Below are 15536 nucleotides of genomic sequence, written 5' to 3'. Positions count from 1 at the left end.
CGACACAGGCCGAGACGGACCGACCAAAGGTATTGACCTTCAAGCCGGCTTCAAACCTAGCCTCGACTCCCGGACAGCCGGGACAGGCTCGCGCTGCCCCCGAACGATGGTGCACGCCAAAGCGGCTACGCTCTAGCTACGCGCGGCCATCGCCCCTCAACACCAGGCGCCGGAGGCTCGTACGCAACCGCCCTCCAACGCTCCTGCACTACATAGAGAGATGCGAACATGGGATATGTCACCACCCAAGATGGAGTCGAGATTTTCTACAAGGACTGGGGCCCGCGGGACGCCCAGGTCATCTACTTCCACCACGGCTGGCCGCTCAGTTCGGACGACTGGGACGCGCAGATGTTGTTCTTCCTCAAGCACGGTTTCCGGGTGGTGGCCCATGACCGCCGTGGCCATGGGCGCTCGAGCCAGGTGTGGGACGGTCACGACATGGACCACTACGCCGATGACGTGGCGGCGGTGGTCAAGCACCTCGGGGTGCAGAAGGCGGTGCATGTCGGCCATTCCACCGGCGGCGGCGAAGTGGTGCGCTACATCGCCCGGCATCCCGAGGATGCGGTAGCCAAGGCGGTGTTGATCAGCGCCGTACCGCCGCTGATGGTCAAGACCCAGCACAACCCCGAAGGTTTGCCCAAGTCGGTGTTCGACGACTTGCAGGCCCAGCTCGAAGCCAATCGCGCCCAGTTCTACCAGGACATACCGGCCGGGCCTTTCTATGGCTATAACCGACCGGGGGCTATACCGTCCGAGGGCGTGATCCGCAACTGGTGGCGCCAGGGCATGATGGGCAGTGCCAAGGCCCACTACGATGGCATCGTCGCGTTTTCCCAGACCGACTTCAGCACCGACCTGGCCGGCATCGGCATCCCGGTACTGGTGATGCACGGCGATGACGACCAGATCGTGCCCCACCATAACTCGGGGGTGCTTTCAGCCAAGCTGCTGGCCAAGGGCACGCTCAAGCTCTACCCGGGTTTCCCCCATGGCATGCCCACCAGCCACGCCGATACCATCAATGCCGACCTGCTGGCATTCATTCGCAGTTGACTGCGCGAGGGCCAGCCCCCTGGCCCTCCTCTCCCCATGCCCTGGAGCATGGGCTGCCGGCCGGCGCTGAGCCTGGGCGCCAACGGCCCAGGTCCATGGAGGCGCCCCGGAACTACCAGATCTTGTAGGTGCCGGGCTTCTACCGGTCCTCTATAAGAGATCGCTTTATCCATCCTCGAGGACATCCAGCATGCACATGGAAGAGCACAGGCTGAGCGAGATGAACCATGAGTTGCGATTGCGGCTAGGTCGCTTCCGTTACGAACAGTTCGTGCAACGGCTTGGCTGGCGACTGCCGGCCCATCCCCATCCGGACCCAGGCGAGTGGGACCAGTACGATACCGAACACGCCCGGTATGTCCTGGCCATCAACCGAACAGGCGCCATCGTCGGCTGTTCGCGACTGATCCCCACCACCTGCCCCAACCTGCTCGAAGGCGTCTTCAGCCAGACCTGCAAAGGCGCACCGCCCAAGCATCCAGCCATCTGGGAAATGACCCGTTTCACTACCCGGGACCCCCAACTGGCGATGCCGTTGTTCTGGAGGAGCCTGAAGGTCGCCAGCCAGGCAGGGGCCGATGCCATCGTCGGAGTGGTCAACCGGACCATGGAGCGCTACTACAGGATCAACGGCGTGCACTACGAACGACTGGGGCCACCCACGCTGCATCAGGATGAAAAACTCATTGCCATCAAGCTATCGGCCCATCGCGAAGACCATCGCCGTGCCTCTGCCGCGACGCCCTTGAGTGGCGGCCCCCCATTGCAGGAAACCGCCTGATCAAGCCGAGCCGCCCGCGGACGGCTCGGCTGCGGCTCAGATGTAGCCCAGGGCAACCGCGTAGGACACGGCCTGGACCCGGTTGCTGGCACCGATCTTGCGCTGGATGTTGCGATGATGGTAGTTCACCGTATCGGTGCACACCCCCATGATCACGCCGATCTCTTCCGAGGTCTTGCCATCGGCAGTCCAGCGCAGCACATCGCACTCCCGTCCACTGAACTCGACCTGGGCATTGAACATGCCGTCATCGCTTTCCAGTTCAGAGATCTTCTCATGGGCAGCGATGGCGAACGCCTTGGTCACCGGTTTCAAGGCCTCGAACTCCTCGAGGCTGATGGCCTTGCTCCTGCGCGCCAGGCTCAGCAGGCCGACTCGCCCCTGGGCATTGAACGAGGGTTGCGCCAGGCCATGGCACAGGCCCGAGTCCCTGGCCTCGGACCAGAGTTCCCGGCTGTCGCGAAATAGCTCGTTACTCCACAGGATGGCAGCCGAGGAAAGCTTGCTGTGTTTCACCGTCGGATCGATCAAGGCATAGTTTTCCCCCTGGTAGCGCTGCACCCAGTGCTCGGGGTAATTACTGCATATAGATGTCCTGGGGCGCATGAACGGGGTCACGCTACACATGCCGTAGGCAAAGAAGTCGAAACCCAGTTCATGCAAGGCTCTCATCGCGATAACCCTGAACTCTTCAGTATCCGCAGCTTGTGAAAAGATACTGTAAAAATAAGCGTCCCATCCAAACAGCTGTCCTAATTCCATTTTGAACACCACTAAAGTTTGAACGAGGTCGTGAGACTAGACCAAACTGAACTCATGTCAACAGATAAATCGGAAGCTCCATAGAAGGCTTCGTACTATCACTAGATTTGTACTATATAGTTAAACTCGCTAGCCATAAGCCAGTACGATTTTTCGATGTTACTTGGCCATTATCGTCATTCGAGCGACGAACGCACGATTCTCTTCACGATACTGAAACAGTCCCTCCGAATGCTTCCACGACCTCCTCGCTACAAGATCTGGTAGTTCCAACGCCAAGAAACGCAAGTGTATAAACAACCCCCATTCAACGCCATTACAACAGCAAGATCTTTAGTGGCTGCAACTAATTTCGACCCGAAATCGTTAACCGGACATTTACTTTTTTTAGAAAACAACGGTTCTAATTAAATGAGGATGCTGCCCATGACCGCCTCAAGCGCTCCCGGCGACTTTGATGACCAAGTTGAACTTCGCAGGAAAAATCGAGCCACCGTAGAGCAGTACATGCGTACTAATGGCAAAGATCGCCTACGTCGCCATGAATTGTTCGCCAAGGATGGCTGCATCGCTTCCTGGACCAACGAGACCGGAAAACCCCTTGAATTCAAGGGTCAGGCCAAGCTCGCCGCCCTCGGCGCGTGGATCGAGAAGTGCTTCCCTGACTGGCAATTTCACAATGTACGGATTTTCGCCACCCGTGATCCCAATCATTTCTGGGTGGAAAGCGATGCTCGTGGCAAGACTCGGGTACCGGGTTATCCCGAGGGATATTGCGAGAATCACTACATTCATTCCTTCGAACTGGACGACGGCAAAATCATCCAGAGTCGTGAATTCATGAATCCCTTCGACCAACTTCGCGGCCTCGGTTTACCAGTGCCGAAGATCAAGCGCGCAGGTATTCCCGCCTCATAAATCAATACCCTACAACATTGGAGATAGATCATGCCAAATAGCGCTGCACGAAAACTAACCGAACACGACACGACTGAACTTCGACGGAAAAATCGCGCCACGGTAGAGCAATATATGCATACCAAGGGTCAAGACCGCCTACGCCGCCACGAGCTATTTACCGAGGATGGCTCTGGCGGCCTCTGGACCACCGATACCGGTGCGCCAATTGCCATCAACGGCAAGGCCAAGTTGGCCGAACATGCTGTCTGGTCACTCAAGTGCTTTCCGGACTGGGAGTGGTACAACATCCAGATATTTGAAACCGATGATCCCAATCATATCTGGGTCGAGTGCGATGGCCACGGCAAGATCCTGTTTCCAGGATATCCGGAAGGTTATTACGAAAATCATTTCCTGCACTCTTTCGAGTTGCAGGACGGCAAGATCAAACAGAACCGCGAGTTCATGAATGTCTTCCAGCAATTGCGTGCCCTGGGTATTCCCGTACCACAGATCAAGCGCGAAGGCATTCCTACCTGAATCCCATCGAGAGAGTGATCGCATCATGGAAGACTTACTGAACCGAGTTCTACGTTGTGAAGCGTTGCAGCAACCTCAATGGAGCGAGCCTTCACAATTGCGCGATGCGCAGGCCTATCTCCGGGACAGCGCGCCGCTGATTCGCGTCGAGGACGTCCTGGTGCTGCGAGAGACCTTGGCCAAGGTCGCGGCCGGCGAAGCGATGGTCATCCAGTCCGGTGATTGCGCCGAGGACATGAACGAAAGCTCTCCCAACCACGTGGCCCGCAAAGCCGCGGTGCTGGATATGCTGGCCGGTGCATTGCGGCTGGTGACCCAACAGCCGGTGGTACGAGTGGGACGGATCGCCGGGCAGTTCGCCAAGCCCCGCTCCAACAACAGCGAACGCATCGGCGACGTCGAGTTGCCGGTGTACCGCGGCGACATGGTCAACGGCCGCGAAGCCGTCGACAGCCATCGCCAACACGATGCCCAACGCCTGGTGCGTGGTTATCGGGCCGCCCAGGACATCATGCAGCACCTGGGCTGGAGCGAAGCGGTGGACCAGGAACCGCTGAGCGGCTCACCGGCCTGGACCAGCCACGAGATGCTGGTGCTGGACTACGAACTGCCCCAGGTTCGCCAAGACGAACAGGGCCGGGTGTTCCTCGGCTCGACCCACTGGCCGTGGATCGGCGAACGTACCCGGCAATTGACCGGCGCCCATGTGGCGCTGCTCAGCGAGGTGCTCAACCCGGTTGCCTGCAAGGTCGGCCCGGATATCACCCGCGAGCAGTTGCTGAGCCTGTGCGAACGCCTGGACCCACGGCGCGAGCCGGGCCGGTTGACCCTGATCGCCCGCATGGGCGCGCACAAGGTCGGTGATCGCCTGCCGCCCCTGGTCGAAGCGGTCCGCGGCGCCGGGCACAAGATCATCTGGCTCAGCGACCCGATGCACGGCAACACCATAGTCGCCCCGTGCGGCAACAAGACCCGCATGGTGCGGACCATCACCGAGGAAATCATCGCCTTCAAGCATGCCGTGACGTCGGCCGGAGGCGTGGCCGCCGGCCTGCATCTGGAAACCACACCCGACGAGGTCAGCGAATGCGTTTCCGATGTCATGGAGCTGGACCGGGTGGCCAGCCAGTACAAGAGCCTGTGCGATCCGCGCCTGACGCCCTGGCAAGCCATCACTGCGGTAATGGCCTGGAAGAACTCGCCCTCACCCGCCCTTTTCTGACTGGAGTTAGTCGCCATGACCGGCATTCCATCGATCATTCCCTATGCCCTGCCCACCTCCCGCGACCTGCCCGTCAACCTCGCGCAGTGGCATATCGACCCCGAGCGCGCCGTGCTGCTGGTACATGACATGCAGCGCTACTTCCTGCGGCCCCTGCCCGAGACCCTGCGCGAAAGCGTGGTGGGCAATGCCGCACGCATTCGCCAGTGGGCCGCCGACAACCAGATACCGGTGGCCTACACCGCCCAGCCCGGGAGCATGAGCGAAGAGCAACGGGGCCTGCTCAAGGACTTCTGGGGGCCGGGCATGCAGGCCAGCCCCAGCGACCGCGAGGTGGTCGACGCCCTGGCGCCGCGCCCCGGCGACTGGTTGCTGACCAAGTGGCGCTACAGCGCATTCTTCAATTCCGACCTGCTCGAACGCATGCGCGAGAGCGGCCGTGACCAGCTGATCCTCTGCGGTGTGTACGCTCACGTGGGCGTGCTGATTTCCACGGTGGATGCCTACTCCAACGACATCCAGCCGTTCCTGGTGGCCGACGCGATCGCCGACTTCAGCAAGGAACACCACTGGATGGCCATCGAATACGCCGCCAGTCGTTGCGCCATGGTCGTGACCACCGATGAGGTGCTGCTATGAGCCAGTCCAGCGTCCCGCTGATCGAACGCATCCTGCAACCGGCCCCCGGGCCTTTCGCCCTGCTCTACCGCCCGGAGGCCACTGGCCCGGGATTGGTGGACGTCCTGGTGGGCAAGATGTCGGAACCCCGGCACCTGGCGGATATCGAGCTCCCCGCCACCACCCTCGGCGCCCCGCGCCTGGACGTGCTGACGCTGATTCCCTACCGGCAGATCGCCGAGCGCGGCTTCGAGGCCGTGGACGACCAGTCGCCGCTGCTGGCAATGAACATCACCGAGCAGCAATCCATCGGTATCGAGCAGTTGCTGCAGCGGCTGCCCGATGAGCCGATCCAGCTGGACAGCGAGCGCTTCGACCTGAGCGACGAAAGCTACGCCGAGATCGTCAGCCAGGTGATCGCCCACGAAATCGGCTCCGGGGAAGGCGCCAACTTCGTGATCAAGCGCACCTTCCTGGCGCAGATCAACGACTACGCCCCGAGTAAGGCCCTGTCGTTCTTCCGGCACCTGCTGGAACGGGAAAAAGGTTCCTACTGGACCTTCATCATCCACACCGGCGAGCGGACCTTCGTCGGCGCCTCGCCCGAGCGCCACATCAGTGTCAAGGATGGCCTGGCGGTGATGAACCCCATCAGTGGCACCTACCGCTATCCGCCCGCCGGCCCCAGCCTGGCCGAAGTCATGGAGTTCCTGGCCAACCGCAAGGAGGCCGAAGAGCTGTACATGGTGGTGGACGAGGAACTGAAGATGATGGCGCTGATCTGCGAGGATGGCGGCCACGTCCGTGGTCCGTACCTCAAGGAAATGGCCCACCTGGCCCACACCGAGTACTTCATCGAAGGCAAGACCCGCCGCGATGTGCGCGACATCCTGCGCGAGACCCTGTTCGCCCCGACCGTCACCGGCAGCCCGCTGGAAAGCGCCTGCCGGGTGATCCGGCGCTACGAGCCCCAGGGGCGTGGCTACTACAGCGGCATGGCGGCGTTGATCGGCAATGACGGCAAGGGCGGACGGTCCCTGGACTCGGCGATCCTGATCCGTACCGCCGACATCGATGACCAGGGCCAGGTGCGCATCAGCGTCGGCTCGACCATCGTCCGCCATTCCGACCCGCTGGGCGAAGCCGCCGAAAGCCGGGCCAAGGCCGCCGGCCTGATCGCCGCACTGAAGAACCAGACTCCCTCGCGCTTTGGCGACCACCTGCAAGTGCGCGCCGCCCTGGCCAGCCGCAACGCCTATGTCTCGGACTTCTGGTTGATGGACAGCCAGCAGCGCCAGCAGGTCCAGAGCGACTTCAACGGGCGCCAGGTGCTGATCGTCGATGCCGAGGACACCTTCACCTCGATGATCGCCAAGCAGCTGCGGTCCCTGGGGTTGCTGGTGACCGTGCGCAGCTTCAACGACGAGTACAGCTTCGACGGCTACGACCTGGTGATCATGGGCCCCGGCCCCGGCAACCCCAGCGAGATCCAGCAGCCGAAGATCAACCACCTGCACCTGGCCATCCGCACCCTGCTCACTGAGCAGCGGCCCTTCGTCGCGGTGTGCCTGAGCCACCAGGTCCTGAGCCTGTGCCTGGGCCTGCAGCTGCAGCGCCGGGAAATCCCCAACCAGGGCGTGCAGAAGCAGATCGACCTGTTCGGCAACCCCGAACGGGTGGGCTTCTACAACACCTTCGCCGCCCGGAGCACGAGCGACCGCCTGGACGTCGATGGCGTCGGCACCGTCGAGATCAGCCGCGACAGCGAGACCGGCGAGGTGCATGCCTTGCGCGGGCCGGCGTTCGCCTCGATGCAGTTCCACGCCGAGTCGCTGTTGACCCAGGAAGGCCCGCGGATCATGGCCGACCTGCTGCGCCATGCCCTCATCAATACCCCCGCCGACAGCAGCGCGTCGGCGGTCCGGAGATAACCCATGCACGAGTACGTCATCATCGACGCCTTTGCCAGCACCCCGCTGGAAGGCAATCCGGTCGCGGTGTTCTTCAACGCCGACGACCTGAGCACCACGCAGATGCAGCGCATCGCCCGGGAAATGAACCTCTCGGAAACCACTTTCGTGCTCAAGCCGCGCAACAGCGGCGACTGGCTGATCAGGATCTTCACCCCGGTCAACGAGCTGCCCTTCGCCGGCCACCCGCTGCTGGGCACCGCCATCGCCCTGGGCGCCCATACCGAGAACCACCGGCTGTACCTGGAAACCCAGATGGGCACCATCGCCTTCGAGCTGGAACGCCAGAACGGCAGCGTGATCGCCGCCAGCATGGACCAGCCGATTCCCACCTGGTCGGCCCTGGGCCGCGATGCCGAGTTGCTCGAGGCCCTGGGCATCGAGTCCTCGACCTTTCCCATCGAGATCTACCACAACGGCCCGCGCCATGTGTTCGTCGGCCTGCCGAGCATCGAGGCGCTGTCCGCCCTGCATCCCGATCATCGCGCCTTGTCGAACTTCCACGACATGGCCATCAACTGCTTTGCCGGTTCCGGGCGGCGCTGGCGCAGCCGGATGTTCTCGCCGGCCTATGGCGTGGTGGAGGATGCCGCCACCGGTTCGGCCGCCGGGCCACTGGCCATCCACCTGGCCCGCCACGGCCAGCTGCCGTTCGGCCAGCAGGTGGAGATTCTCCAGGGCGTTGAGATCGGCCGGCCTTCGCTGATGTTCGCCAGGGCCGAAGGCCGGGCCGAGCAGCTCAAGCGAGTCGAAGTTTCCGGTAATGGCGTGCTCTTCGGACGGGGGACCATCGTGCTATGAACCATCCACTACAAGGCAAGCCACTGTTGGGCAGCGGTATGTCGGAATCCCTCACCGGCACCCTGGATGCGCCCTTCCCCGAGTTCCAGAGCCTGCCGGACGAGCCCATGGGCGTGTTGCGCAACTGGCTCGAACGCGCCCGCCGCGTGGGCATCCGCGAACCCAAGGCGCTGGCCCTGGCCACCGCCGACAGCCGGGGCCGGCCTTCGACCCGGATCGTGGTGATCAGCGAGATCACCGACACCGGCCTGCTGTTCAGCACCCATGCCGGCAGCCAGAAAGGCCGCGAGCTGGCCCAGAACCCGTGGGCCTCGGGAGTTTTGTATTGGCGCGAGACCAGCCAGCAGATCATCCTCAACGGCCGGGCCGTGCGCTTGCCGGATGCCAAGGCCGAAGAGGCCTGGCTGAACCGGCCCTATGCCACGCATCCGATGTCCTCGGTATCGCACCAGAGCGAGGAATTGCTGGATATCCAGGCCATGCGCGACGCCGCCCGGGAACTGGCGCAGGTGCCAGGACCGCTGCCGCGCCCCGCAGGTTACTGCGTGTTCGAGCTGCGGCTGGAGTCCGTGGAGTTCTGGGGCAATGGCCAGGAGCGCTTGCATGAGCGCTTGCGCTATGACCGCAGTGACAAGGGCTGGCGGGTACGACGCCTGCAACCCTGAGTAAGGCAAATGTTGGTACCGGATCTACCGCGCGATGGATTGGCACTGGGGGCAAGACACTGCGGTTTACCCGGCATGCGTCATGGAAGTCTTTCCGGCCATCCTCACGCGGCTCATCGATTAACCAGAGGAGTTGCTAAATGTGTGGTCTCACAGGATGGGTAGACTATACGCGCAGGCTCGAAGGGGAAAATCCTGCAATTCGCGCCATGACCCATACGCTCGCGTTTCGCGGGCCTGATGCCGATGGTACATGGAAGCATCGGCATGCCCTCCTGGGGCATCGGCGGCTGGCGGTCATCGACCTGGACGGTGGCGTCCAGCCGATGATCTATCGTTTCGCCGATGGCCAGGAGGTCGCGCTGGTCTACACCGGCGAGGTGTACAACCATGACGCGTTACGCAACCAGCTGCGACAACAGGGGCATGAGTTCCAGACCCGCAGCGACACCGAAGTGGTACTGCATGCCTACCTGCAATGGGGCGAGCGCTGCTGCGAGCACCTGACCGGCATGTTCGCCTTCGCCCTGTTCGACGGGCGCGATGGCCACCTGTTGCTGGTCCGCGATCGCCTGGGGATCAAGCCGCTGTTCTACGCCCGGCATCGCGATGGCCTGCTCTTCGCCTCGGAGATCAAGGCCATCCTGGCCCACCCGGAATTCACCACGACCCTGGACACCACCGGGCTGGCCGATGTGCTCACGCTGTCCAAGGGCACCGACCAGACACCGTTCAGAAACCTGATGGAGCTGCTTCCCGGCCATCTTCTGTCTTGGCGTCCCAATGGACCGATAAAGATCCGCAGCTACTGGGAGGTACGCCGCCAGGAGCATCAGGACGATGTGCAGACCACGGTGCACAAGACTCGCGAGCTGGTCACCCAGGCACTGGGAACGCAGTTGCATGCCGACGTTCCAGTGTGCTCGCTGCTGTCCGGCGGGCTTGATTCCACCACCCTCACGGCGATCGCCCAGCGGCTGGAAAAGGCCAGGACCGGCGGCGATATCAATTCCTTTTCGGTGGACTTCACCGGCCAGGCCGAGCACTTCAAGAGCGACGACCTGCGTCCCGACCAGGACCAGCCTTTTGCCTTGCTGGCCGCGAAATCCATTGGCAGCCGGCACCAGACCGTGCTTATCGACAACGCGGAACTGGTGTCCGACCTGGCCCGCCGCGAGGTGTTCCGGGCCAAGGACGTGCCGCTCACCTTTGGCGACATGGATACCTCGCTGAACCTGCTGTTCAGGGAAATCCGCAAGCATTCCACGGTGGCCATTTCCGGCGAAGGGGCCGATGAGGTGTTCGGTGGCTACGGTTGGTTCCGCGACCCCAAGGTCGTGGCCACCGCGAACTTTCCCTGGGCCTCGCGGGTGCACTTGCCGGCCGGGTTCATCAACCCGGATTTCAACCGCCGGTGCGACCTGGCCAAGTACCAGCAGGCGAGCTACGACGACGCGTTGCGCCAGGTCGAGCACCTGGCCCAGGACAGCCCGCAGGAACGGCGGATGCGCGAGATTTGCCATATGCACCTCAAGCGCTGGATGGTGATCCTGCTCGATCGCAAGGACCGCCTGAGCATGTGCAACAGCCTGGAGGTACGTGTGCCGTTCACCGATCACCAACTGGTCGAGTACGTCTACAACGTGCCGTGGTCGATCAAGAGCAAGGACGGCGAGGAGAAATGGCTGCTCAAGCAGGCCTGTGCCGACTATGTTCCCGAGGCGGTGCTCAAGCGCCGGAAAAGTCCCTATCCGACCTCGGCCGACCTGGGCTATGAACGGTTCCTGCGCCGCAGTACCGAGCAATTGCTGCAGGACATCGGCAACCCCGTGTTCGGCATCGTCTCCCACGCTCATGTCACCGAGGAACTGCGCCAGCCCGAGGGCTACTTCAATACGCAGATGAGCCGGCATGGCCTGGAAACGGCACTAGCGCTGGATGCCTGGCTGCGCTCCCACGGGCTTGCGGTCTGAGCGACACGGGCCAGTCCCCCGGGTTGGCCACCATCCCCCGCCGCCCGCGCGTTCTGCGCGGGCCACCTGGCCTGGTGCCAGTCCTTGCCGGGAGCCGCCCCTGCTCCCGGCTCCTCTTTCTTTACAGGGCGGCGCCCCTTGGCAACAGCGGGCCAACCGCCATCTATCGGCCTTGGAAATAATTTCAATAGCCAAACAGACTAAGCAGGCGATCACTGGGCAGCGGACCTGCACCGAGGCAGTGGCCGCCCCTGGAACAGGAGCGTTTCTTGACAGCCGGCCAATAGCGCTAAAACTTCAGGTGCAGATGACACGGACGATACGGAGATCCCCTGTGCGGATGAATACCGATAGCGACGCCGAACACGGCTCCCCTCTTCTACTCCTGCCCTGCTCCCCGACGGCCGACTGACGTCCCGGGACCTGCCAGAGGAAGCCGTGCATGCCCATCACGCAAAACACCCGCCTAGTACAAGTCGACAGTCCCCTTGGCGAAAACGTCCTGCTGTTGCAGGGCATGGAGGGCAGTGAAGAACTGGGGCGGTTGTTCCACTACGAACTGGACCTCACCTCCGAGGACCGTGCGATCAGGTTCGACCAGTTGCTGGGCAAGCCGATGTGCCTGGGCCTGGAACTGCCCGAAGGCGGCAGGCGCTACTTCCACGGCATCGCCTGCGGTTGCCGGCAACTGGCCGAGCATGGTCAGTTCGCGAGTTATCGCGTCAGCCTGCGGCCCTGGTTCTGGTTGCTCACCCGGACCTCGGACTGCCGGATCTTCCAGAACCAGAACGTGCCGGACATCATCAAGCAGGTGTTTCGCGACCTGGGCTTCTCCGATTTCGAAGACAGCCTGAGCACCAGCTATCGCCAGTGGGAATACTGCGTGCAGTACCGCGAGACCAGCTTCGACTTCGTCAGCAGGCTGATGGAGCAGGAAGGCATCTATTATTACTTTCGCCATGAGAAGGACCGCCACGTACTGGTGCTGGCCGATGCCTACGGCGCCCATGGCACCGCGCCAGGCTACGCGTCAGTGCCCTTCTATCCACCCGACCAGCAGATGCGCGAGCGTGACCACTTCTACGACTGGCAACTGGCACGGGAAGTACAATCCGGCTCGCTGGCGTTGAACGACTACGACTTCCTGCGTCCTCGCGCGAGCCTCGAAGTCCGCTCCAGTGTGCCGCGCAACCACAGCAACAGCGACCACTCGCTCTACGACTATCCCGGCGAATACCTGCAAAGCAACGATGGCGAGCATTACGCCCGCACCCGCATCGAGGCCATTCACAGCCAGTTCGAACGCGTGCAGCTGCGCGGGCGGGCCCGTGGCTTGGGTTCAGGCCACCTGTTCAAGCTGACAGGCTACGACCGTGCCGATCAGAACCGCGAATACCTGGTGGTGGTCGCCCGATACCAGATCCGTCAGGAAGCCTATGAAAGCGGGCAAGCGGAACTGGCCGAGCCATTCCTCAGCGAACTGGACTGCATGGACGCCAACCAAGTCTTCCGGCCCCTGCACCTGACCCCGATGCCCGTTGTCCGCGGCCCCCAGACAGCAGTGGTGGTCGGCCCCGATGGCGAGGAAATCTGGACCGACCAGTACGGCCGGGTCAAAGTGCATTTCCATTGGGATCGCCATGACCAGTCCAACGAAAACAGCTCCTGCTGGATTCGTGTCTCCCAGGCCTGGGCCGGCAAGAACTGGGGAGCCATCCAGCTCCCGCGGATCGGCCAGGAGGTGATCGTCAGCTTCCTCGAGGGTGATCCCGACCGCCCGATCATCACCGGTCGCGTATACAACGCCGAGCAGGCCGTGCCCTACAAACTGCCGGCCAATGCCACCCAGAGCGGAGTGAAAAGCCGCTCGAGCAAGGACGGCTCATCGGCCAACTTCAATGAAATCCGCATGGAGGACAAGAAAGGCGCCGAGCAGTTGTTCATCCACGCCGAGAAGAACCAGGACATCGAGGTCGAGAACGACGAAACCCATTGGGTCGGCCACGACCGCAGCAAGACCATCGATAACGACGAGACCGTGCGCGTCAAGCACGACCGCAGCGAAAGAGTGGACAACCACGAGAGCATTTCCATCGGCGTGAACCGTACCGAAGAGGTCGGCAACAATGAAAAAATCACCATCGGCGTCAATCGCACCGAACGCGTAGGCAGCAACGAAACCATCACCATCGGTGCCAACCGCACGGAGAAGGTCGGCGCCAACGAAGACATCACCATCGCCAGCCACCGGAGCGAAGACGTGGGCGGCAACGAAAGCATCGCCATTGGCGGCAACCGCGATGAAAGCGTCAAGGGCAACGAAAGCATCGAGATCGATGGCAACCACAGCAGCCGCATCGGCCAGAACGAATCCCGCGACGTGGGCCGCAATCGCGGTACCGAGATTGGCCAGGACGACCGCCTGGACGTTGGCAAGCACTTCATCCTCGACGCCGGCGACTCCATCAGCCTGACCACGGGCGGCGCCAGCATCACCCTGAAAAAAGACGGCACCATCACAATCAGCGGCAAGAACATCACCCTCGACGGCACCGGCGCCATCCACATCAAGGCCAGCCGGAATGTCGTCGTCAAGGGTCAGAAGATATTGCAGAACTAGCCATGGAGCCTGCGTCATGACCGTGCAATGCCTGCCTCCCGCCACCTGCGCCCCCACCCGGATGGACGGGGTCGTGCTGGGCGTACTGCTGGATGTGCCCAGTGCCCAGGCACCCGTGGTGGCCTTTCCCGGCTGCCCGCTCGCCAGCGGGCTGGTGGCCCGTACCACCACGGTGCTCGATCGCCAAGACATCGGTGCCCAGGTAGCCCTGATGTTCGAGGCTGGCGACCTTGCCCGGCCGCTGGTGATCGGGCGTATCCAGCGCCTGCCGGAAAGCGCGGCGCCTGCCGTCGCCCATCTTGATGGCGAGCGCCTGGAACTCTGCGCAGAACGGGAAATCGTCCTGCGTTGTGGCAAGGCCAGCATCACCCTCACCCGCGAAGGCAAGGTGCTGATCCGCGGTGCATACCTGTCGAGTCGATCATCGGGGGTCAATCGAATCAAGGGCGGATCGGTGCAGATCAACTGAGGCGACAGGGCCATGGAACTGATAAACAAGACTCGCCTGGAGGCCGGCTATACCACCTCCACCGACAAGACCGGCCGCGAGTGGCTGGTGCTGGTCGCCAAGGGCACCTATGGCATTCCCGAACACCACGGCCATGCGCCACGGCTGCTGGAGCAACAGTTGCCGCTGGTCATGGCGGATGTCTTTCCCGGCGCCCCCGGAGAGTCGCCGGCGTTGTACGAAAATGACTTCGCCCTGTACAAGCCGCGCTGCGATGTGCTGCTCAATGGCCACTGCCATGCGCCCAACGGGCAGCCCGTCACCCAGGTGAACGTGGCGCTGAAGATCGGCAGCCTGGTCAAGGCGTTCAAGGTCGTCGGGCCCCGGGTCTACGAGGCCGGGGCCTTCTCGTGTTCGGTTGGCGACCCCGCGCCGTTCGTCAGGATGCCCGTCAGTTATGCCCACGCATTCGGTGGCGTGGACAGGACACCTGCCGACGCCAGCCAACACAAATGGTATCCCTGGAATCACACCGGCGTTGGCTTCCATCCGGGCGCGCAGTTGGAGCAACTCCACGGTTTGCCCCTGCCCAATAGCGAGGAGCTGGACACCCCGGTTACCGACCCTGGGGGCGACTACCGGCCCATGGCATTCGGCCCGGTGGGCCGGGCCTGGCAGCAGCGCATCCACTGGGCCGGCACCTACGACCAGGCGTGGCTGGACCAGCAGTTTCCCTTCCTGCCGGAAGATTTCGACCTGCACTATTTCCAGTGCGCCCCCGAGGATCAGCAGATCGACTACCCCCAAGGCGCGGAAGAAGTGGCGCTGCTCAATCTCGATGCCCGAGGCAGGACCGCATTCCGGCTGCCGGCCAACCTCAAGCTTGCGATGCTGGTGGTTTTTCACGATGACAACGTCCGGGAAACCACAGCGGTGGTCGATACCATCCTGATCGAGCCCGATGCCCAACGCCTGGTCCTGACCTGGCGGGCGTCCTCGCCCCTGGGCCGCAACATCAGGGAAGTCGCCAAGGTGATCGTCGGGCAAAGGCTCGAGCGCTTCGAGCAAGCCCGGGCCCATGAAAGACGCATGCAGGGCAAACAGCACTTCAAGTCGCTGGACTTGTTGATCCGCTGGGCGACGGCCGCATCGTCCCCCGCACCCGAGGCGAGCTAAA

The 15536-nt window shown here is 62.6% G+C and carries 14 protein-coding genes; 13 read left to right on the top strand and 1 reads right to left on the bottom strand.

Annotation, left to right across the window (positions count from 1 at the left end):
• Nucleotides 1–228: 228 nt before the first annotated feature.
• On the top strand, nt 229–1059 hold the full coding sequence (locus H7A76_RS22785) for an alpha/beta fold hydrolase (protein ID WP_185700595.1): 831 nt from the start codon (nt 229–231) through the stop codon (nt 1057–1059).
• Between the two features lie 190 nt (nt 1060–1249).
• Nucleotides 1250–1840, top strand: a complete 591-nt coding sequence (locus H7A76_RS22780) for an acyl-homoserine-lactone synthase (protein ID WP_185700594.1) — start codon at nt 1250–1252, stop codon at nt 1838–1840.
• Nucleotides 1841–1876: 36 nt separating this feature from the next.
• Here the strand turns inward: H7A76_RS22780 and H7A76_RS22775 are convergent, their stop codons facing one another.
• Entirely contained in the window at nt 1877–2602 is a 726-nt protein-coding gene (locus tag H7A76_RS22775; protein ID WP_260498056.1) for an autoinducer binding domain-containing protein, read from the bottom strand.
• Nucleotides 2603–3028: 426 nt separating this feature from the next.
• Here H7A76_RS22775 and H7A76_RS22770 point away from each other — a divergent pair, with 426 nt between their 5' ends.
• From H7A76_RS22770 to H7A76_RS22720, 11 genes are all read left to right on the top strand, one after another.
• Nucleotides 3029–3520, top strand: coding sequence for a PhzA/PhzB family protein (locus H7A76_RS22770; protein WP_185700592.1), 492 nt, complete (start codon nt 3029–3031; stop codon nt 3518–3520).
• Between the two features lie 30 nt (nt 3521–3550).
• Nucleotides 3551–4042, top strand: coding sequence for a PhzA/PhzB family protein (locus H7A76_RS22765; protein WP_185700591.1), 492 nt, complete (start codon nt 3551–3553; stop codon nt 4040–4042).
• Between the two features lie 25 nt (nt 4043–4067).
• On the top strand, nt 4068–5264 hold the full coding sequence (locus H7A76_RS22760) for a 3-deoxy-7-phosphoheptulonate synthase (RefSeq protein WP_185700590.1): 1197 nt from the start codon (nt 4068–4070) through the stop codon (nt 5262–5264).
• A 15-nt stretch (nt 5265–5279) separates the two neighbouring features.
• Nucleotides 5280–5903 (top strand): isochorismatase family protein, encoded by a 624-nt coding sequence (locus H7A76_RS22755; protein ID WP_185700589.1) that lies wholly within the window; start codon nt 5280–5282, stop codon nt 5901–5903.
• Nucleotides 5900–7813, top strand: a complete 1914-nt coding sequence (locus tag H7A76_RS22750) for an anthranilate synthase family protein (RefSeq protein ID WP_185700588.1) — start codon at nt 5900–5902, stop codon at nt 7811–7813. Before H7A76_RS22755 ends, H7A76_RS22750 begins: the two co-directional genes overlap by 4 nt.
• A 3-nt stretch (nt 7814–7816) precedes the next feature.
• Nucleotides 7817–8653 (top strand): PhzF family phenazine biosynthesis protein, encoded by an 837-nt coding sequence (locus tag H7A76_RS22745; RefSeq protein WP_185700587.1) that lies wholly within the window; start codon nt 7817–7819, stop codon nt 8651–8653.
• A complete protein-coding gene (phzG, locus tag H7A76_RS22740; RefSeq protein WP_185700586.1) occupies nt 8650–9318 on the top strand; it encodes a phenazine biosynthesis FMN-dependent oxidase PhzG in 669 nt (222 codons plus the stop codon). Before H7A76_RS22745 ends, phzG begins: the two co-directional genes overlap by 4 nt.
• A 140-nt stretch (nt 9319–9458) precedes the next feature.
• Nucleotides 9459–11291, top strand: a complete 1833-nt coding sequence (gene asnB / locus H7A76_RS22735; protein WP_185700585.1) for an asparagine synthase (glutamine-hydrolyzing) — start codon at nt 9459–9461, stop codon at nt 11289–11291.
• 442 nt (nt 11292–11733) lie between these two features.
• Nucleotides 11734–13911, top strand: a complete 2178-nt coding sequence (locus tag H7A76_RS22730; RefSeq protein ID WP_185700584.1) for a type VI secretion system Vgr family protein — start codon at nt 11734–11736, stop codon at nt 13909–13911.
• Nucleotides 13912–13927: 16 nt separating this feature from the next.
• Nucleotides 13928–14380 carry a DUF6484 domain-containing protein gene (locus H7A76_RS22725; RefSeq protein WP_085599387.1) on the top strand — a complete coding sequence of 151 codons (453 nt, stop codon included), beginning with the start codon at nt 13928–13930 and terminating at the stop codon, nt 14378–14380.
• A gap of 12 nt (nt 14381–14392) precedes the next feature.
• Complete coding sequence (locus tag H7A76_RS22720) at nt 14393–15535, top strand: DUF2169 domain-containing protein (RefSeq protein ID WP_185700583.1); 1143 nt, start codon at nt 14393–14395, stop codon at nt 15533–15535.
• The last annotated feature ends 1 nt before the right edge of the window (nt 15536 follow it).

It is taken from the genome of Pseudomonas sp. MSSRFD41, assembly GCF_014230245.1.
GTDB lineage: Bacteria > Pseudomonadota > Gammaproteobacteria > Pseudomonadales > Pseudomonadaceae > Aquipseudomonas > Aquipseudomonas piscis.
The sequence above is the reverse complement of the archived record's forward strand: the minus strand, read 5'-3'. Positions and strand labels throughout refer to the sequence as shown.

What these genes read in the sequence shown, in the direction of transcription:
- H7A76_RS22785 (WP_185700595.1), top strand. Translation starts at nt 229, where the DNA reads ATGGGATATGTCACCACCCAAGATGGAGTCGAGATTTTCTACAAGGAC.
- H7A76_RS22780 (WP_185700594.1), top strand. Translation starts at nt 1,250, where the DNA reads ATGCACATGGAAGAGCACAGGCTGAGCGAGATGAACCATGAGTTGCGA.
- H7A76_RS22775 (WP_260498056.1), bottom strand. Translation starts at nt 2,602, where the DNA reads ATGGAATTAGGACAGCTGTTTGGATGGGACGCTTATTTTTACAGTATC.
- H7A76_RS22770 (WP_185700592.1), top strand. Translation starts at nt 3,029, where the DNA reads ATGACCGCCTCAAGCGCTCCCGGCGACTTTGATGACCAAGTTGAACTT.
- H7A76_RS22765 (WP_185700591.1), top strand. Translation starts at nt 3,551, where the DNA reads ATGCCAAATAGCGCTGCACGAAAACTAACCGAACACGACACGACTGAA.
- H7A76_RS22760 (WP_185700590.1), top strand. Translation starts at nt 4,068, where the DNA reads ATGGAAGACTTACTGAACCGAGTTCTACGTTGTGAAGCGTTGCAGCAA.
- H7A76_RS22755 (WP_185700589.1), top strand. Translation starts at nt 5,280, where the DNA reads ATGACCGGCATTCCATCGATCATTCCCTATGCCCTGCCCACCTCCCGC.
- H7A76_RS22750 (WP_185700588.1), top strand. Translation starts at nt 5,900, where the DNA reads ATGAGCCAGTCCAGCGTCCCGCTGATCGAACGCATCCTGCAACCGGCC.
- H7A76_RS22745 (WP_185700587.1), top strand. Translation starts at nt 7,817, where the DNA reads ATGCACGAGTACGTCATCATCGACGCCTTTGCCAGCACCCCGCTGGAA.
- phzG (WP_185700586.1), top strand. Translation starts at nt 8,650, where the DNA reads ATGAACCATCCACTACAAGGCAAGCCACTGTTGGGCAGCGGTATGTCG.
- asnB (WP_185700585.1), top strand. Translation starts at nt 9,459, where the DNA reads ATGTGTGGTCTCACAGGATGGGTAGACTATACGCGCAGGCTCGAAGGG.
- H7A76_RS22730 (WP_185700584.1), top strand. Translation starts at nt 11,734, where the DNA reads ATGCCCATCACGCAAAACACCCGCCTAGTACAAGTCGACAGTCCCCTT.
- H7A76_RS22725 (WP_085599387.1), top strand. Translation starts at nt 13,928, where the DNA reads ATGACCGTGCAATGCCTGCCTCCCGCCACCTGCGCCCCCACCCGGATG.
- H7A76_RS22720 (WP_185700583.1), top strand. Translation starts at nt 14,393, where the DNA reads ATGGAACTGATAAACAAGACTCGCCTGGAGGCCGGCTATACCACCTCC.